The 16,505-nt window shown below is 59.6% G+C and carries 18 protein-coding genes and 1 other RNA gene; 10 read left to right on the top strand and 9 right to left on the bottom strand.

Annotated elements, in window-relative coordinates; translation table 11 throughout:
• Positions 1-17: 17 nt before the first annotated feature.
• Entirely contained in the window at positions 18-953 is a 936-nt protein-coding gene (locus tag HWW83_RS11895; RefSeq protein WP_025303965.1) for a LysR family transcriptional regulator, read from the bottom strand.
• Between the two features lie 135 nt (positions 954-1,088).
• Between HWW83_RS11895 and HWW83_RS11890 the strand changes: the two genes are divergently transcribed.
• From HWW83_RS11890 to HWW83_RS11880, 3 genes are read left to right on the top strand one after another with little or no spacing between them, the layout of a single operon-like run.
• Positions 1,089-1,742: a DUF3313 domain-containing protein gene (locus HWW83_RS11890; RefSeq protein WP_025303964.1), complete on the top strand. Its 654-nt coding sequence runs from the start codon at positions 1,089-1,091 to the stop codon at positions 1,740-1,742.
• Between the two features lie 38 nt (positions 1,743-1,780).
• Positions 1,781-2,125: a DUF3302 domain-containing protein gene (locus tag HWW83_RS11885; RefSeq protein WP_047573960.1), complete on the top strand. Its 345-nt coding sequence runs from the start codon at positions 1,781-1,783 to the stop codon at positions 2,123-2,125.
• Positions 2,126-2,134: 9 nt separating this feature from the next.
• Positions 2,135-3,271 (top strand): HlyD family secretion protein, encoded by a 1,137-nt coding sequence (locus HWW83_RS11880; RefSeq protein ID WP_033635654.1) that lies wholly within the window; start codon positions 2,135-2,137, stop codon positions 3,269-3,271.
• A gap of 133 nt (positions 3,272-3,404) precedes the next feature.
• Here HWW83_RS11880 and ssrA read toward each other — a convergent pair.
• Positions 3,405-3,768, bottom strand: a transfer-messenger RNA (tmRNA) gene (gene ssrA / locus HWW83_RS11875).
• Positions 3,769-3,817: 49 nt separating this feature from the next.
• Positions 3,818-4,300 carry an SsrA-binding protein SmpB gene (smpB, locus tag HWW83_RS11870; RefSeq protein ID WP_016929804.1) on the bottom strand — a complete coding sequence of 161 codons (483 nt, stop codon included), beginning with the start codon at positions 4,298-4,300 and terminating at the stop codon, positions 3,818-3,820.
• Between the two features lie 161 nt (positions 4,301-4,461).
• On the opposite strand from smpB, the gene HWW83_RS11865 reads away from it, so the two are divergent.
• Both HWW83_RS11865 and HWW83_RS11860 read left to right on the top strand, forming a co-directional pair.
• Positions 4,462-4,896 carry a type II toxin-antitoxin system RatA family toxin gene (locus HWW83_RS11865; RefSeq protein WP_004929096.1) on the top strand — a complete coding sequence of 145 codons (435 nt, stop codon included), beginning with the start codon at positions 4,462-4,464 and terminating at the stop codon, positions 4,894-4,896.
• Positions 4,889-5,173, top strand: a complete 285-nt coding sequence (locus tag HWW83_RS11860; RefSeq protein ID WP_004929098.1) for an RnfH family protein — start codon at positions 4,889-4,891, stop codon at positions 5,171-5,173. The genes HWW83_RS11865 and HWW83_RS11860 overlap by 8 nt, the downstream gene beginning before the upstream one ends.
• Positions 5,174-5,291: 118 nt before the next feature.
• Here HWW83_RS11860 and bamE read toward each other — a convergent pair whose 3' ends face one another.
• The 3 genes from bamE to nadK all read right to left on the bottom strand — a co-directional run bounded on the left by bamE (position 5,292) and on the right by nadK (position 8,497).
• Complete coding sequence (gene bamE / locus HWW83_RS11855) at positions 5,292-5,630, bottom strand: outer membrane protein assembly factor BamE (RefSeq protein ID WP_004929101.1); 339 nt, start codon at positions 5,628-5,630, stop codon at positions 5,292-5,294.
• Positions 5,631-5,870: 240 nt separating this feature from the next.
• Complete coding sequence (recN, locus tag HWW83_RS11850) at positions 5,871-7,532, bottom strand: DNA repair protein RecN (protein ID WP_176589317.1); 1,662 nt, start codon at positions 7,530-7,532, stop codon at positions 5,871-5,873.
• A gap of 86 nt (positions 7,533-7,618) precedes the next feature.
• Positions 7,619-8,497 carry an NAD(+) kinase gene (gene nadK / locus HWW83_RS11845; protein WP_004929107.1) on the bottom strand — a complete coding sequence of 293 codons (879 nt, stop codon included), beginning with the start codon at positions 8,495-8,497 and terminating at the stop codon, positions 7,619-7,621.
• 125 nt (positions 8,498-8,622) lie between these two features.
• Between nadK and grpE the strand changes: the two genes are divergently transcribed.
• Positions 8,623-9,207, top strand: a complete 585-nt coding sequence (grpE, locus tag HWW83_RS11840) for a nucleotide exchange factor GrpE (protein ID WP_025159545.1) — start codon at positions 8,623-8,625, stop codon at positions 9,205-9,207.
• A 56-nt stretch (positions 9,208-9,263) separates the two neighbouring features.
• Here grpE and ung read toward each other — a convergent pair whose 3' ends face one another.
• Positions 9,264-9,947: a uracil-DNA glycosylase gene (gene ung, locus HWW83_RS11835; protein WP_033635636.1), complete on the bottom strand. Its 684-nt coding sequence runs from the start codon at positions 9,945-9,947 to the stop codon at positions 9,264-9,266.
• 346 nt (positions 9,948-10,293) lie between these two features.
• Here ung and grcA point away from each other — a divergent pair, with 346 nt between their 5' ends.
• The 3 genes from grcA (at position 10,294) to HWW83_RS11820 (ending at position 12,569) form a co-directional block, all read left to right on the top strand.
• Positions 10,294-10,677 (top strand): autonomous glycyl radical cofactor GrcA, encoded by a 384-nt coding sequence (gene grcA, locus HWW83_RS11830; protein ID WP_004929114.1) that lies wholly within the window; start codon positions 10,294-10,296, stop codon positions 10,675-10,677.
• 184 nt (positions 10,678-10,861) lie between these two features.
• Complete coding sequence (locus HWW83_RS11825) at positions 10,862-11,821, top strand: Tle-like phospholipase domain-containing protein (protein ID WP_033644128.1); 960 nt, start codon at positions 10,862-10,864, stop codon at positions 11,819-11,821.
• Complete coding sequence (locus HWW83_RS11820) at positions 11,814-12,569, top strand: ankyrin repeat domain-containing protein (protein WP_033644127.1); 756 nt, start codon at positions 11,814-11,816, stop codon at positions 12,567-12,569. Before HWW83_RS11825 ends, HWW83_RS11820 begins: the two co-directional genes overlap by 8 nt.
• A 52-nt stretch (positions 12,570-12,621) precedes the next feature.
• Here the strand turns inward: HWW83_RS11820 and srmB are convergent, their stop codons facing one another.
• Positions 12,622-13,944 carry an ATP-dependent RNA helicase SrmB gene (gene srmB / locus HWW83_RS11815; protein ID WP_004929122.1) on the bottom strand — a complete coding sequence of 441 codons (1,323 nt, stop codon included), beginning with the start codon at positions 13,942-13,944 and terminating at the stop codon, positions 12,622-12,624.
• Positions 13,945-14,043: 99 nt separating this feature from the next.
• On the opposite strand from srmB, the gene trmN reads away from it, so the two are divergent.
• Complete coding sequence (trmN, locus tag HWW83_RS11810; RefSeq protein ID WP_033644126.1) at positions 14,044-14,823, top strand: tRNA(1)(Val) (adenine(37)-N(6))-methyltransferase TrmN; 780 nt, start codon at positions 14,044-14,046, stop codon at positions 14,821-14,823.
• 38 nt (positions 14,824-14,861) lie between these two features.
• Here the strand turns inward: trmN and nadB are convergent, their stop codons facing one another.
• The gene (gene nadB, locus HWW83_RS11805) at positions 14,862-16,463 is read right to left on the bottom strand and encodes an L-aspartate oxidase (protein ID WP_016929796.1); all 1,602 of its coding nucleotides are present in this window, start codon (positions 16,461-16,463) and stop codon (positions 14,862-14,864) included.
• Positions 16,464-16,505 lie beyond the last annotated feature (42 nt).

Here is a 16,505-nt window from a genome sequence, read left to right as displayed (position 1 = left end):
GGCGGGGTTTTTCTTGGCTATATCAGCCGGTGTGCGTGCAGTTTGACGCTTTCCATGATGCTGTCCATCGTCACCTGCACGCGGTGCGGCAACACGCCGCGCCGGCGGTAGATCAGGTAGGCCTGCATATCGATGCCGCGCTCGCGCGCCAGGCAGGGCAGCAGCGTGCCGGCATCGAGCTCGGCGGCGACGGAATAATACGGGGCGTAGACGATGCCCAGGCCCTGTTTGGCCAGCTCGATCGCCGGCAGAATGTTATCGCAGACGCTGGCGCCGTTGATCTCGACCTGCACCAACTCCCCCTGCGCACTGTAGCCGCTCCAGGTATTGCGAATGCCGCCCAGCATGCGCAAGGTAATGCAGCGATGCTGCGACAGTTCATCCAGCTCATTCAGCGGCGAGCGGGCGATGTAATCCGGCGCGGCGAACAGCCCGACGCGAAAACGGGTAAAGGGCCTGGCAATCAGGCTTTCGTTTTGCGGCTGGAAAAAGCTGATCAGCAAATCGCAGTCGCTGTCGAATACTGCGCCATATTTTTTCTCGCGTTCGTCGGGGTTGCGGGTTACCAGATCGACAGTCAGCGCCGGCGCAGCGTGCAGCAGCGGCGGCAGCAAATAGCTGGCCAGGAAAGCGTGGATGCCGATCGGCGCGCCGAGCGTGACCATGCCGTTCAGGCTGCGCTTATAGGTGCCGGCCATATCGAGCAGATCGCTATGCTCGTTCAGCAACTGCGAGGCGCGCCGCAAGAATTGTTCGCCGAACTCGGTCAGTGACAGAGTGCGCGGGCCGCGCAGGAACAGCTCCAGTCCGAGCCGCCGCTCCAGCGCGGTGAGGGCGCGCGACACGTTAGACTGCGGCATATCCAACAGCTGCGCCGCTTTGCTGACGCTCGCCGTTTCGGCAATGACGCGGACAATCCTGAGTTCTTCAATGCGGAAGTCTTTCTCTTTCACTGGCTGGCTCGTATGAGTTTGTATATCAAAAATGATATACACCTTTGGCGGCATTGTCATATGACTTATCACGGGTGGGTGGGTATCATTCGATTTGATTATTTGATACCCACAAAAATAAAGAGAAATCCGTCAATGAAAGTGACAAGAGCGGTTATTTTACCTGCGCTGTTATTACTGGCCGCGTGCTCTTCCGCCGTGACCGAAAAAGAAAAATACTCGACCTTTCTGACCAATTATAACGATATCAATAAAGGTCAATCCGCGTCCGGCAAAGACGTTTTATATTGGAAGGACAAGAACGTCGATTTTTCCCGTTATCAATATCTGGTGTATCAACCGATGATCTATTTCCCGCGGCCGAAACCGAGCGAGATGGTGAGCCAACGCGCGCTCGACAATATCCTGAATTACACCAACCAGCAGTTTAAGCAGGCGATGGGCACCCATTTTACGCTGGTGGACATGCCGCGCGAGCATACCCTGATTTTCCGCGGCGCCATCACGGCGATCGACACGCAGAAGAAAGGGCTGCAGGTCTATGAAGTCTTGCCAATCACGCTGCTGATCGCCGCGACGCAAAGCGTCACCGGGCACCGTACTATGGAGAGCGCGGTCTATATGGAAGGCGAGTTTATCGATGCCGCGACCAATCAGCCGGTCATTAAAGTGGTGCGTAAGGCTTCGGGGGAAAATCTTAATAATGAGAAAGCACAGCTGAAAGTCACCGACGTGAAGAATGCCATCGATACCATCGCCAACGATATCAGACAATATAACACGCTATAGAGATTATTTATTTCCATTATTCTCAACCAGGACTTTACATGTTTCTTAACTATTTTGCTTTAGGCGTACTGATCGCAGTATTCCTGATATTATTCTACGGCGTCATTATTATTCATGACATTCCTTATTTACTGGCGAAGAAGCGCCGCCATCCGCATCAGGATGCGATTCACGTCGCCGGTTGGGTCAGCCTGTTTACGCTGCACGCCATTTGGCCGCTGCTGTGGATCTGGGCGACGCTCTATCGGCCGGAACGCGGCTGGGGCATGAGTGAAAGGCCGGAACCCTCAACGGATCTGCAGGCGCGCATCGCACTGCTCGAAGCGGAATTACAACGCCTGCAGGAAAAGCCGACGGCGGTTCCCGGCTCCACGGTAAGTTGAGCGTAGCCTATGGATTTGCTCATTATTCTCAGCTACGTGGCGCTGAGCTACGGCGTATTTAAACTGTTCCGCATTCCGGTCAACAAATGGACCGTGCCGACTGCGGTGCTTGGCGGAATATTTATCGTCGGCGCCTTGATTCTGACGATGAACTACAACCATCCGTACAGCGATCGGGCGCAGAAAATTGCCGTGTCGGTGCCGATGGTGCCGCAGGTCTCGGGCATGATCGTTGAGGTGACGGAGAAAACCAACGTGCTGCTGCGCAAAGGCGAGGTGCTGTTCCGGCTCGACGACAGTCGCTACCGCGCGCGGCTCACCAAGCTGGAAGCGGATCTGGCCGGGGCGGAGGCGGAGATCAGAACGCGTCGGGCAGCGCTTAGCGAGTCCGCCGCCAACGTGCAGCGGGCTAACGTGGAGTTTGATCGCGCCCGTAAAGATTACCAGCGCTACGCGAAAGGGGCGGCCATGCCGGTCAATCCGTTTTCGGAGCAGGACGTCAGCCATGCGCAGCAGCAGTATCAGGCGCAATCCGCCGCGCTGCAGGCGGCGAAAGCCCAGTTCCAACAGGAACAGGCGCGGTTGTCCGGGCGCTATGACGGCGAAGACGCCACGATAGCCAGCCTGAAATCGCAAATAGCCGAAGCGCGTTACAACCTGGAACAAACGGTGGTGCGTGCGCCGAGCGATGGCTATGTCACGCAGGTGCTGGCGCGGCCGGGCACGGCGGCGGTGCGCTTGCCGTTCAAACCGGTGATGATCTTTATCCCGCAGCAAAAGCGCCAGGTGGTGGCGGTATTCCGCCAGAACGCCATCCTGCGCTTGGCGCAGGGGGATCAGGCTGAAGTGGTGTTTAACGGTTTGCCGGGACAGGTTTATGGCGGCACCGTGAGCCGGGTGTTGCCGGCGATACCGGACGGCAGCTACCAGGCCAGCGGCGCACTGCAGGGCCTGAGCGCCACGCCGGGCCGGGAAGGGGTGTACGTGATGATCGATCTGGCGGCCAACCCGGATCTGGATCATCTGCCCGACGGCGTGAGCGCTCAGGCGGCGGTCTATACCGGGCACTTCGAGCACGTCTCCGTGATGCGCAAAGTGCTGCTGCGCATGACCAGCTGGCTGCACTACCTCTATTTGGATCACTAGCCTGCATCGGCCCGGGGAGCCCGGGCCAAGGGGCTTCCCCCCTGAATGTGACAAAAACAAAAAAGCCCGCAACCGAAGTTGTGGGCTTTTTCGCTATTATCGCCGGGTCTATCTGGTTCACTGGCGACGTATTTGGTGGAGCTGGGGGGATTTGAACCCCCGTCCGAAATTACTACACCGTCGGCACTACATGCTTAGTCCAATCTTTACATTCGCCGGCCAGCTGCGGATGGACACGCTACTGACAGACTAGCCTGATTGAGTTTAACGCTTCAGCCCCAGGCAGGACATCCACGCGATCTCTTTTGGGTTTGACCTCTCTTGATCCCCGTCCTAAGAGCGGAGGCTAGGGAGAGAGGGCTCTAAGCAGGGTATTAAGCTGCTAAAGCGTAGTTTTCGTCGTTTGCGACTATTTTTTTGCGGCTTTTTACGAGGCCAACCGCCCCTCGGCATGCTCCTAGGGCTTCGCAAATCCCGTCGAATCCAGAATCAGCCCCAAGTAACTTTGTGCAGTATACCAGAAGTTTACCTCGATAAGCCAGCGGCTTAACGATTGGCGTGCTTCATGATACGGGCTTTCGCCGTCTGCCATTCGCGATCTTTGATGTCATCGCGTTTGTCGTGCTCTTTCTTGCCTTTGGCTACGCCGATCTTGATCTTGCTCCAGGCATTTTTCCAATACAGGGACAAGGCCACCACGGTGTAACCGTCGCGGTTGACGCGGCCGAGCAGGGTGTCCAGCTCGCGTCGGTTCAGCAGCAGTTTACGGGTACGCGTCGGATCGCACACCACATGCGACGAAGCCACGTTGAGCGGGGTGATGGTGGCGCCAAACAGGTAGGCTTCACCGTCACGGAACGTCACATAGCTGTCGCTGAGGTTGGCTTTGCCTGCACGCAGCGATTTAACTTCCCACCCTTGCAGCGACAGGCCCGCCTCGAACTCTTCTTCAATGAAGTATTCGAAACGCGCGCGCTTGTTTTGGGCAATGGTGGCGGAACCGGGTTTGTGTGCTTTTTTCTTTGTCATAGTGCGTTCATTATACTGGATGCTTCAGCGAAAGAAATCCTTTCCCGTTCAGCACCTGCGCAATTTTTCGCATTTTTGGTGCCCTCATCCCTTAGCAGATTTTTTGTTTGCCGCCAGATAAATGGTATTATCTGTACGTTTTATGTCTTACAGGAAATGATATGCCCCAGATCAGTCGGTCTGCATTAGTGCCGTTCAGCGCCGAGCAGATGTATCAGTTGGTTAACGATGTTCATTCTTATCCCGATTTTCTGCCAGGCTGCACCGGCAGCCGGGTGCTTAACGCTACCTCCAACGAGATGACCGCCGCGGTGGACGTCGCCAAGGCCGGTATCAGCAAGACCTTCACCACCCGCAATACGCTGCTGGATAACCAGAGCATCAATATGCAACTGGTCGATGGTCCGTTCCGCAAGCTGATGGGCGGCTGGCAGTTCACGCCGCTGAGCGAAGAGGCCTGCAAGGTGGAGCTGCACCTGGACTTCGAGTTCACCAACAAACTGATTGAGCTGGCGTTCGGCAAGGTGTTCAAAGAGCTGGCGGGCAGCATGGTGCAGGCATTCACCCAGCGGGCGAAAGAGGTCTACAGTGTCTGACATCCAGGTCGAGGTGGTGTACGCCTTGCCGGAGCGGCAGTACCTGCGCAAGGTGAAGCTGGCCGAGGGCAGCAGCGTCGAGCAGGCGATTCAGGCTTCAGGCCTGCTGGAGCTGCGCCAGGATATCGATCTTAAAAGCAATAAAATCGGCATCTACAGCCGCCCGGCCAAGCTGGGCGATACGCTGAACGATGGCGACCGGGTGGAGATTTACCGGCCGCTGATCGCCGATCCGAAAGAGCTGCGCCGGCAACGGGCAGAAAAGGCAAAAAAATAAGGCGCTTATAGCGCCTTATTTTTTTATCTGAAACTGATTTTCTCTTCCGCGTTGCAGCCTGCGACTGTCATGAGGAACACCATGCCCCCTCATGGGCCGGAAGAGCGGTCAGCGCCGATTACTTGGTCAGCGCCGGTTTGTTCTGGATGTCGGTCAACACGCCTGCGCTGTCGAAGGTCAGCGTCAGCGTCTGCTGGGTGATATCTTCATGGCCAGGCTGCTGGCGGAACACATAGAACCACGTCTGAGTTCCGAACGGGTCTTGCAGCATTGGGGTGCCCAATGTGTAAGCGACCTGTTGTTGGGTCATCCCTTTCTGAATTTTCGCCACGTCGGTCGACGTCAGGTAGTTCCCCTGGTTGATGTCAGGACGATAAACCACCTTTTCAAAAGTAGAACAGCCTGCAGTCAGCATCACAAGAACTACAGCGGCGGCAGTCAGCGTTTTACAGCGCATAGTAATCACATTCCTTTAGGGCATAGGATGCCGATGATAATAGACCTTGCGGCAGTTGGAAACCTTTATACCCTTCATCTTTCACGTTGCGACGCATTGGCTTTCCTTTAGCACCTCAAGCGCTTGGCCTTTTTCAGGCTGTTGAGATGGCTTTGGATCACCGCCGCGCCGCACTTTAGATATTTCTCGGGCCAACAGCGTCACTGTCAGACCGCAGGAAAGTGAAAAAGTTGAGCTTTTTTATGCCGCCAGCAGTTCTTTGGCGTTCGCCAACGTATTGCGGGTGACTTCGCTGCCGCCGAGCAGGCGCGCCAGCTCCTGCAGCCGGGCGCGTTTATCCAGCGGTGCCATCTGGGTTTCGGTGACCGTGCCGTCGGTCTGCTTGCTGACGAACAGGTGCTGATGCCCGCATCCAGCCACCTGCGGCAGGTGGGTGACGCACATCACCTGGGTGGATTCGCCGAGCTGGCGCAGCAGACGGCCGACGATGGCGGCGGTCGGGCCGCTGATGCCCACGTCCACCTCATCGAAGATCAGCGCCGGAGTTTCCATCTTGCGGGCGGTGATCACCTGAATGGCCAGCGCGATGCGCGACAGCTCACCGCCGGAGGCGACCTTCGCCAGCGGCTGCAGCGGCTGCCCCGGGTTGGTGGAGACGCAGAACTCGGTGCGGCTGGCCCCTTCGGCGCTAAGGTGCTGCGGTTCGAAGCGCACGTCGATGTTGAATTTGCCGTGCGGCATGGAGAGTGCCTGCATGCTGTCGGTGATGAGCGTGGTCAGCTCGGCGGCGTAGTGCAGGCGTTTCTGGTGCAGCTGTTCCGCCAGCGCTAGCGCCTGCTGGTGATGCAGGGTAACCGCCTCGTTCAGGTGCTCATGGTCGCTTTCCTGCTGCATCAGCAGCTGCTGTTCATCCAGCAACTGCTGATGCAGCTGCGGCAGCTCTTCCGGCGCGACCTGGTGTTTGCGCGCCAGGCTGATTTGACGCGACAGGCGCTGTTCCAGCTCGTGCAGGCGATTGGGATCGAGATCCATGCGATCGGCGTAATGGCGCAGTTCGTCGCTGGCTTCGCTGATCTGGATAGAGGCCTCTTCCAGCATGTCCAGCAGACCGCTGAGCTTATCGTCCAGCCCGGCCAGCTCAAGCAGCAGGTGTTTGGCGCTGTAAAGCTGGCTGAGCATGTTGTTCTCGTCGCTGTCGGCCAGCAGCTGCAGCGTTTGCTGGCTGAGGGTCAGCAGCTGGCCGCTGTTGGCCAGGCGCTTGTACTCGGCGTCGGTCTGTTCGAACTCGCCGGCCTGCGGCGCGAATTCGTTCAGCTCTTTCAATTGGTATTGCAGCAGCTGCTTGCGCGCTTCGCGCTCGATGGACTGCTGCTGATGGTGCGCCAGCTCGCGGCAGCTCTGATGCCAGCGTTGGTAGGCCTGGCTCATCGCCGCCAGCAGGGCGGGTTCGTCGGCGTAGGCGTCGAGCAGCGCTTTTTGGTGCTCCGGCTTGAGCAGCAGCTGATGGGCGTGTTGACCGTGGATTTGGATCAGGCGTTGCCCCAGCTCACGCAGCTGCGACAGCGGCACGGCGGTGCCGTTGATAAAGCCGCGCGAACGGCCGTCGGCGTTGATCACCCGGCGCAGCAGGCATTCGTTGCTGTCGTCCAACTGGTTCTGCTCCAGCCACGCGCGCGCGGACGGGGTGTCCGCCAGCGAGAAGCGGGCGCAAATGTCGGCACGGGCGGCTCCCAGGCGAACCACGTTGCCGTCGGCGCGGTTGCCGAGGCACAGCCCCAGCGCATCGATGGCGATGGATTTGCCGGCGCCGGTTTCACCGGTGATCGCCGTCATGCCCGGTTGAAAATCAATTTCCAACTCACGAACGATAGCAAAGTTGCTGATGGTTAATTGCGCCAGCATGGGAACCTTCCTGTGTATAAACACATAACTGTAGTTTCATACAGTATAAACTGGTTTTATATACAGTAAAGTGGCCGATGCAGATTTTAGAACAATTTTTTCGACCAGCCCAACTTGGTGCTTAACGTGTTGAAATAGCTGTAGTCCTTCGGATGAATCAGGTTCAGATGGAAGTTGCTGCGGCGGATCAGCACTTCTTCGCCTTCCTGGATCGGCAGTGCGATCTGGCTGTCGCAACTGATCTCCAGATCGCTGCCGATCTGCGAGAATTTCAGGCGGATGGTGCTGTCGCCGTTGATCACCAGCGGCCGGGCGGAAAGGGTATGCGGGAACATCGGCACCAGCGCGATCGCCTCCAGCGACGGGGTGAGGATCGGCCCGCCGGCGGAGAGCGAGTAGGCGGTGGAGCCGGTCGGCGTGGCGATGATCAGGCCGTCGGAGCGCTGCGAGAAGGCGAAGCGATCGTCGATATACACCTCGAATTCGATCATGTGCGCCACTTTGCCGGGGTGCAGCACCACTTCGTTGATGGCGGTGCTGATGCGGCACTGCTGGTGCTCTTTATGCACGATGGTTTCCAGCAGGAAACGCTGTTCGTCGATGTACTCGCCTTCCAGCACGTCCGCCAGCTGCTGCAGGGCGTTGTCGGGATCGAGATCGGTGAGGAAACCGAGGTTGCCGCGGTTGACTCCGATTACCTTGATGTCGTAGCGCGCCAGCACGCGCGCTGCGCCGAGCATGTTGCCGTCGCCGCCGACCACCACCGCCAGATCGGCGCGCTGGCCGATATCCGCCAGGCTGCCGGTGACGGCGTCTTTCAGCCCCAAATCATGGGCGATTTGGCGTTCGACCATCACCGAATAGCCGCGGGCGACCAGCCAGTGGAACAGCATCTCGTGGGTTGCCAGCGCTGAAGGGTGACGCGGGTGGCCAACAATGCCAATACAGGCGAATTTTTTATTCATTTGTTGTGATTTTCCTCACCGGGACCCGTTTATGCCCCACATTGTGACCGGTTGACTTGAAACCCCGGTTTTGATCCCCATAATAAGCCAAGTTGCGAGATTAATGCTAAAACGCGGAGATATTCATGAGTAGTAAAGAACAGAAGACGCCAAACGAGCAAGTCTCGGAAGAAATGGAACAACACGCTCATCACGAGGATACGCTGCCGGAAGCGGCGGAAGGCGTCGATCTGCGCGATGCGCGTATCGCCGAACTGGAAGCCCAACTGGCGGAAGCTCAGCAGCACGAGCGCGACAGCCTGCTGCGCGCCAAAGCGGAAGCGGAGAACATCCGTCGCCGCGCCGAACTGGACGTCGAGAAAGCGCACAAGTTCGCCCTGGAGAAATTCTCCGGCGATCTGCTGCCGGTGATCGACAACCTGGAGCGCGCGCTGGATCTGGCGGATAAAAACAATCCGGAACTGGCCGCGATGATCGAAGGCATCGAGCTGACGCTGAAATCGCTGCTGGACGTGGTGCGCAAGTACGGCATCGAAATCGTCGGCGACGTCAACGTGCCGTTCAACCCGGAAGTACATCAGGCGATGAGCATGATGGAATCCGCCGATCACCAGCCGAACCACGTGATGATGGTGATGCAGAAAGGCTATACGCTGAACGGCCGCCTGCTGCGTCCGGCGATGGTCGCGGTCTCCAAAGCCAAGGCGTAATCGCCCCGGCAACGGCATAAAGAAAGGCACCCGAGGGTGCCTTTTTTGTCTCTGGACTACGCCTGCGGCAGGCGCGGCATCCAGTCGATCGGCGTGAGCCCTTGCTGCTCCAGCAGCTGATTGGCCTGCGAGAAGTGGCGGCAGCCGAGGAAACCGCGGTGCGCGGAGAGCGGCGACGGGTGCGGCGCTTTCAGCACATGGTGGCGGTTGCGGTCGATAAAGTTGCCTTTCTTCTGCGCGTGCGAGCCCCACAGCAGGAACACCACGCCTTCGCGGTTCTCGTTCAGGGCGGCAATCACCTTATCGGTAAAGGTTTCCCAGCCCAGGTTGGCGTGCGAGTGCGCGCGGCCGCCTTCCACCGTCAGCACGGTGTTGAGCAGCAGCACCCCCTGTTCGGCCCAGCTTTGCAGGTAGCCGTGATCCGGGCGCTCGAAACCGGGAATGTCGGTCGCCAGCTCTTTATACATGTTCACCAGCGACGGCGGCGCCGGCACGCCGGGGCGCACCGAGAAAGAGAGGCCGTGCGCCTGATTGGGGCCGTGATACGGATCCTGGCCGAGGATGACGACCTTGACGTCCGCCAGCTCGGTATAGCGGAAAGCGTTGAACACGTCCTTCTGCGGTGGATAAATGGTCTTACCGGCCTGGCGCTCAGCGGCAACAAAGGCGAGCGTTTCAACAAAATAGGGCTGCTCTTTCTCTTTGCCGATCACGTCATGCCAGGTGAGGGAGGTGGCCATAAACGCTCTCCTTTGTTTTCTTTAGCAATTCATGGGCTATAGCTTACCGTTTCAGCACGCGCAGCGAAACCCGCTTTTCATTTCTCGCCGCCGTGCCTTATGCAATTATTTTTGAAAATTTACAAAAATAATTGGTTTTTGCCGCAGTGGGAAAATTGATATAAAACATAAATTTGCCCCTTCACGCCCTGTGCCTACCCGGTAAAAATTGACTTTAATCAAAGAACTGGCCCGGTCAGGCTGGTATACAGAACAACAAGACAACAATGGTTTTACCAAATGGCCGAAACCAGAATTGGGTTTTCTCACGATGTGAATTTTTACGCCCTTGTACGGAGGCAACATAATGATTACCGGTATTCAAATTACCAAAGCGAACGACCAGGCGCTGGTGAATTCTTTCTGGCTGCTGGACGATGAAAAAGCGGAAGCTCGCTGCGTGTGCGCCAAGGCCAACTACGCGGAAGATCAGGTTGTCGCGGTCAGCGATCTGGGCCAGATCGAATACCGTGAAGTGCCGCTGGAAATGCAGCCGACCGTGCGCGTGGAAGGCGGCCAGCACCTCAACGTCAACGTGCTGCGTCGCGAAACCCTGGAAGACGCGGTCAAGCATCCGGAAAAATACCCGCAGCTGACCATCCGCGTGTCCGGCTATGCGGTGCGTTTCAATTCCCTGACGCCGGAACAGCAGCGCGACGTTATCGCCCGCACCTTTACCGAAAGCCTGTAATCGGCGGCGCAGTCAATCAGGGAGCTTCGGCTCCCTTTTTTGTGCTTGATAGCCGAAAACTGAAGGCGGATCACATTCTGCACAAAGATAAGCATTCCTGATACAGAACTCATCCGACCTGCCGATAGCTAAATCAGCACCTATTCAGGTGCTAAATAAAAAAGTCTATCGACAAGGAGTCGGCATGAGTATGCCTTTAAGTTTTACCTCTGCAGTATCCCCGGTGGCCGCGATCCCTACACCTCGCGCCGCTGCCGAAACGGCGACGGCATCGCAGCCTGCGGCCGCGCCGGCAAATCCGGCGCCGGTGGCCACCCCTTCTCAGAATACGCTGAACGCGCAGAACCTGTTGAATACGCTGGTCGGCGATATCTCCGCGGCGGCGCCGACGGCGGTTGCGCCGGGCGTGACCCGGGGACAACAATCTCAGGAAGGCGATTATGCGTTGGCGCTGTTGGCCAAGGACGTTTACTCGCTGAACGGCCAGGGCGCCGCCGGGTTCAACCGTCTGAGCGACAGCGCGCTGCTCGGTTTCGGTATCGATCCCGCCAGCCTGCACGACGCGGGCAGCGGTTTCCAGGCCGGGATTTACAGCAACGACAAGCAGTATGTGTTGGCGTTCGCCGGCACCAACGACTGGCGCGACTGGCTGAGCAACGTGCGGCAGGCGACGGGGTATGACGATGTGCAGTACAATCAGGCGGTTGCCGCCGCCAAAAGCGCCAAGGCGGCCTTCGGCGATGCGCTGGTGATCGCCGGTCATTCGCTCGGCGGCGGTCTGGCGGCCACGGCGGCGCTGGCGACCGGCACCGTCGCGGTCACCTTCAATGCGGCCGGGGTGTCGGATTACACCCTGAATCGCCTGGGGATCGATCCGGCGGCGGCGAAGAAAGACGCCGAAGCCGGCGGCATTCGCCGTTACAGCGAGCAATATGACATGCTGACCAGCACCCAGGAATCGACTTCGCTGATCCCGGACGCCATCGGCCACAACATTACCCTGGCCAACAACGATACCCTGACCGGCATCGATGACTGGCGGCCGAGCAAGCATCTGGATCGCAGCCTGACGGCGCACGGCATCGACAAGGTGATAAGCTCGATGGCGGAACAAAAGCCGTGGGAGGCGAAGGCCAATGCCTGAAGGGGGTCGCTTGCGGCGGGCGCTGGCGATAGCCTTACTGGCGCTGGTCGCGGTGACCGGTTTACTGATGATGGCTAAGGAGCAACAGATGGGGCAGGAGATTTCACCGTTTGACGGCCGCAGCAACCAGGCGCTGGCTCAGGCGGTGGCGCGCGGCGATACGCAGGGCATCGGTGCGCAGGCCACGCAGGATCGCTTGCGCGAACGGGGCGATCGGCAGGTCACGCTGTTGCAGTGGGCGGTGCTTTCGCAACAGCCGGCCAGCGTGCAGACGTTGCTGGAGCTCGGTGCCGACCCGGCGACGGCGGGGCTGGACGGCAACAGCGCGCTGCACACCGCGGCGATGTTGCAAGACGCACAGTATCTGCGGTTGTTGCTGACCGAAGGGGCGCCGGTGAACGTGCGCAATGCCGTTACCGGCGCCACGCCGCTCGCGGCGGCGGTGCTGGCCGGGCGTGAGGAGCAGTTGCGGCTGCTGCTGGCGGCCGGGGCGGACACCACGTTGAGCGATCGGCTGGGGGATACCCCGCTGCATCTGGCGGCGAAGATCAACGCGCCGCACCTAGCGCTGTTGCTGTTGCAGGCCGGTGCCGATGCCCGGGCGCGCAATCAGCAGGGTTATGCGTTCCAGTTTTACTTCTCGCAAACGCCGGCGCATTTGCAGAATGACGAGCTGAAGGCGCAGTTCCGCGAGCTGGATAAATGGCTGCAGGGGCGCCGCCTGGCCACGCATTACGCGCAGCAGTAAACGCCCATAAAAAAACCGCCTGTACAGGCGGTTTTTTCTTAGGCAGCGGCGGTTATTGCGCGTCGCCGGCCGGTTTGGCCTTCGCCTGACGGCGTTTGCCGACGTTTTTGGCGTCGCGATGGCGCACTTTCACCTTGGCCTTTTCTTTGTTCTTCGCCTTGTCTTCCGCGCGCTTGGCCAGCACTTTCTTCGACGGTTTACCGTTGCTCTTCTCGTTCGGCACCTTGGTTTTCGGCCGCAGTTCGTCGATCACGCGCGCTTTCAGCGGCTCGTTCAGGTAACGGCCCACTTTGCCCAGCAGCAGATGGTCGTGCGCTTCCACCAGCGAAATGGCAGTGCCTTTGCGCCCGGCGCGGCCGGTACGGCCGATGCGGTGCAGGTAGGTATCCGCAGTGCGCGGCATGTCGAAGTTGAACACGTGGGTGATATCGAGGATATCCAGGCCGCGCGCGGCAACGTCGGTGGCCACCAGCACGTTAACCCGGCCATCCATCATGCGTTTGACCGCTTCGTTGCGTTTGGCCTGCACCATTTCGCCTTCGAGATAGCAGGTGTTGATGCCCGCTTCGCGCAGCCAGGTGGCCAGCTCATGCACGCGCTCGCGCTTGCGCACGAAGATCACCGATTTCTGCACGTCCGGCTGCTTCAGCAGGTGGATCAGCAGCGCGGTTTTGTGCTGCACGTCATCGGCGCGATAGTACCATTGCAGGATCTTTTTGCGTTCGCGGCGCGACGGATCGGCTTCCACTTCCACCGGCTCTTTCAGGATGCGCTCGGCGAATTCGCGGATCGCTTCGCCTTCCAGCGTGGCGGAGAACAGCAGCGTCTGGTTGCGCCAGCGGGTTTCGGCGGAGATGGTTTCGATGTCCTGCGCGAAGCCCATGTCGAGCATGCGGTCGGCTTCGTCGAGGATCAGGGTTTCCACCGCGCGGCAGTCGAAGTTCTCTTCTTTAATGTATTGCAGCAAGCGGCCGGTGGTGGCGACCACCACGTCCTGGTTTTCGCTGAACACTTCCGCGTGGTTCATGTAAGCGACGCCGCCGGTGATGGTGGCGATATCCAGCGAGGTATGAGCAGCCAATTCACGCGCCTGATCGGCGACCTGCATCGCCAGTTCACGCGTTGGCGTCAGGATCAGCACGCGCGGCGGGCCGGATTTCTTGCGTGGAAAGTCCAGCAGGTGCTGCAACACGGGCAGCAGGAAGGCGGCGGTTTTGCCGGTGCCGGTCGGAGCCGAACCTAAGACGTCGCGCCCGTCCATCGCCGGCGGGATCGCAGCGGCCTGAATGGCGGTGGGGCGATCGTAGCCTTTGTCGCGCAGCGCGTCGATCAGGCGATCATCGAGTTCGAGTTCGGAAAAAGTGGTTGCTGTCATGGTCTACCTCTACTTGGGGCGCCGATTATAGACGGGTTGGCCGCGATCTTCACCTATTTAAGCGGAAAGCCGCTCTTTTCCCGCCGATCAGATTGCCTTATGCTACGCCAGTTTTATAGCCAGGTGGTGAGTGTGAGCAAGCGATCGAAAGCCGATTTTACCCCGCGCCGCGGGGGTTTTACCTTTAAACAATTCTTTGTCGCCCACGATCGTTGCGCCATGAAAGTGGGCACCGACGGGGTGCTGCTCGGCGCCTGGGCGCCGCTGGGGCAGGCGCGCCGGGTGCTGGACATCGGCAGCGGCAGCGGGCTGATCGCGCTGATGCTGGCGCAGCGCAGCGGCGACGAAGTGACCATCGACGCGGTGGAGCTGGATGAAGCCGCCGCCGGCCAGGCGCGCGAAAACGCGGCGGAATCGCCGTGGCCGCAGCGCATCCGCGTGCATGCGCAGGATATTCACCATTATGCGCAGCAGCATGCCGCTGAGTATGATCTGATCGTCAGCAATCCGCCTTATTTTGAGCCGGCGGTGGCCTGCCGCGATCAGGCGCGCCACAACGCGCGCTACACCGAAACCCTGACGCACGAGGCGCTGTTGGCCTGCGCCGCGCAGCTGTTGGCCGCGCAGGGCACGTTCTGCGTGGTGCTGCCGCACGACATCGGCGCCGAATTCGAACGCCTGGCGCAGCAAAGCGGTTGGCACACGGCGGCGAAAGTGAACGTCAGCGATCGGGCCGATACGCCGCTGCACCGGATGTTGCTGGCGCTGACGCGGCGGGAAACGCCGCTGCGGGAGCAGGCGCTGGCGATCAAACAGGCCGACGGCAGCTATACCGACGATTTCCGCCGGTTGATCACCGACTTCTACCTGTTCTACTGAAAAGAAAAGGGCGCCGATAAGGCGCCCTGTCGCAGAGTTTAAGGTTGCAAAATGGTCGGCAGCGCTTCCGGCAGCAAATCCGGGTAGTCCAGCGTGTAGTGCAGGCCGCGGCTCTCTTTGCGCGCCATGGCGCTGCGCACGATAAGCTCGGCCACCTGCACCAGATTGCGCAGCTCCAGCAGGTTGTTGGAGATGCGGAAGTGCGCGTAGTACTCGTCGATTTCCGCCTGCAGCGTGTTGATGCGGCGCAGGGCGCGCTCAAGGCGCTTGGTGGTGCGCACGATGCCGACGTAATCCCACATGAACAGCCGCAGCTCGTGCCAGTTGTGTTGAATCACCACCCGTTCGTCCGCATCGTCCACCCGGCTTTCATCCCAGTGCGGCACCTGTTTGGCCTGCTGGATGAACGGCAGGCGCTGCAGAATGTCTTCCGCCGCCGACCAACCGTAAACCAGGCACTCCAGCAGCGAGTTCGACGCCATGCGATTGGCGCCGTGCAGGCCGGTGTAGCTGACCTCGCCGATGGCGTACAGCCCGTCGAGATCGGTGCGGCCGTGCTGATCGACCATCACGCCGCCGCAGGTGTAGTGCGCCGCCGGGACGATGGGGATCGGTTGCCGAGTCAGATCGAAGCCCAGCGTCAGCAGCTTTTCGTGGATCATCGGGAAATGCTGGGTGATGAACTCCGCCGGCTTGTGGCTGATATCCAGGTACATGCAGTCGGCGCCCAGGCGCTTCATTTCATGGTCGATGGCGCGGGCGACGATATCGCGCGGGGCCAGTTCGCCACGCGGGTCGAAATCGGGCATAAAGCGGCTGCCGTCCGGGCGCTTCAGGTAAGCCCCTTCGCCGCGCAGCGCTTCGGTCAGCAGGAAGTTGCGCGCCTGTGGGTGGAACAGGCAGGTCGGGTGGAACTGGTTGAACTCCAGGTTGGCGACCCGGCAGCCGGCGCGCCAGGCCATGGCGATGCCGTCGCCGGAGGAGATGTCCGGGTTGGTGGTGTATTGGTATACCTTGGCCGCGCCGCCGGTGGCCAGCACCACCGTTTTGGCGCGGTAGGTTTCCACCCGCTCGAGCTCGCGGTTCCAGACGTAAGCGCCCACGACTCGGCGGGTGCCCGGCAGGCCGATTTTGTTCGAGGTAATAAGGTCAACCGCGTTGCGGCGTTCCATCACGCAAATATTGGGGTGAGCGCTTGCTTTCCCCACCAGCGTGGTCTCTACTTCCTTACCGGTAGCGTCCGCGGCGTGCAGGATGCGGCGATGGCTGTGGCCGCCTTCGCGCGTGAGGTGATAATGCGCCTCGCCCTGCGCGTTGACCTCGGTGTCGAACAGCACACCCTGATCGATCAGCCACTGCACGCAGTGGCGCGCGTTGCCGGCGATGAATTCGACGGCCTCTTTGTCGCACAGGCCGGCGCCGGCAATCAAAGTGTCATCAACGTGTGAGGCAATGCTGTCCGTCTCATCGAACACCGCGGCGATCCCGCCTTGGGCGTAAAAGGTGGCCCCCTCGCTGAGCGGCCCCTTGCTGAGAACGGTAACCTTGCAATGCTGCGCCAGGCGCAGCGCCAGTGACAGGCCCGCAGCGCCGCTGCCGACGATCAGTACATCGCTAACATGTTCAGATGATGGTTGCATAACGTATGATGTGTGCAGAAGAAGAGTGAATTTCATGTTAGC

Origin of the sequence: Serratia ureilytica, from assembly GCF_013375155.1 — a bacterium.
Taxonomy (GTDB): Bacteria; Pseudomonadota; Gammaproteobacteria; order Enterobacterales; family Enterobacteriaceae; genus Serratia; species Serratia ureilytica.
This window is presented reverse-complemented; position numbering and strand designations above follow the sequence as displayed.

Excerpts from the sequence above, each read along its gene's own strand:
- HWW83_RS11890 (WP_025303964.1), top strand. The coding sequence starts at position 1,089 with ATGAAAGTGACAAGAGCGGTTATTTTACCTGCGCTGTTATTACTGGCC.
- HWW83_RS11885 (WP_047573960.1), top strand. The coding sequence starts at position 1,781 with ATGTTTCTTAACTATTTTGCTTTAGGCGTACTGATCGCAGTATTCCTG.
- HWW83_RS11880 (WP_033635654.1), top strand. The coding sequence starts at position 2,135 with ATGGATTTGCTCATTATTCTCAGCTACGTGGCGCTGAGCTACGGCGTA.
- smpB (WP_016929804.1), bottom strand. The coding sequence starts at position 4,300 with ATGACAAAGAAAAAAGCACACAAACCCGGTTCCGCCACCATTGCCCAA.
- HWW83_RS11865 (WP_004929096.1), top strand. The coding sequence starts at position 4,462 with ATGCCCCAGATCAGTCGGTCTGCATTAGTGCCGTTCAGCGCCGAGCAG.
- bamE (WP_004929101.1), bottom strand. The coding sequence starts at position 5,630 with ATGCGCTGTAAAACGCTGACTGCCGCCGCTGTAGTTCTTGTGATGCTG.
- recN (WP_176589317.1), bottom strand. The coding sequence starts at position 7,532 with ATGCTGGCGCAATTAACCATCAGCAACTTTGCTATCGTTCGTGAGTTG.
- nadK (WP_004929107.1), bottom strand. The coding sequence starts at position 8,497 with ATGAATAAAAAATTCGCCTGTATTGGCATTGTTGGCCACCCGCGTCAC.
- grpE (WP_025159545.1), top strand. The coding sequence starts at position 8,623 with ATGAGTAGTAAAGAACAGAAGACGCCAAACGAGCAAGTCTCGGAAGAA.
- ung (WP_033635636.1), bottom strand. The coding sequence starts at position 9,947 with ATGGCCACCTCCCTCACCTGGCATGACGTGATCGGCAAAGAGAAAGAG.
- grcA (WP_004929114.1), top strand. The coding sequence starts at position 10,294 with ATGATTACCGGTATTCAAATTACCAAAGCGAACGACCAGGCGCTGGTG.
- HWW83_RS11825 (WP_033644128.1), top strand. The coding sequence starts at position 10,862 with ATGAGTATGCCTTTAAGTTTTACCTCTGCAGTATCCCCGGTGGCCGCG.
- HWW83_RS11820 (WP_033644127.1), top strand. The coding sequence starts at position 11,814 with ATGCCTGAAGGGGGTCGCTTGCGGCGGGCGCTGGCGATAGCCTTACTG.
- srmB (WP_004929122.1), bottom strand. The coding sequence starts at position 13,944 with ATGACAGCAACCACTTTTTCCGAACTCGAACTCGATGATCGCCTGATC.
- trmN (WP_033644126.1), top strand. The coding sequence starts at position 14,044 with ATGCTACGCCAGTTTTATAGCCAGGTGGTGAGTGTGAGCAAGCGATCG.
- nadB (WP_016929796.1), bottom strand. The coding sequence starts at position 16,463 with ATGCAACCATCATCTGAACATGTTAGCGATGTACTGATCGTCGGCAGC.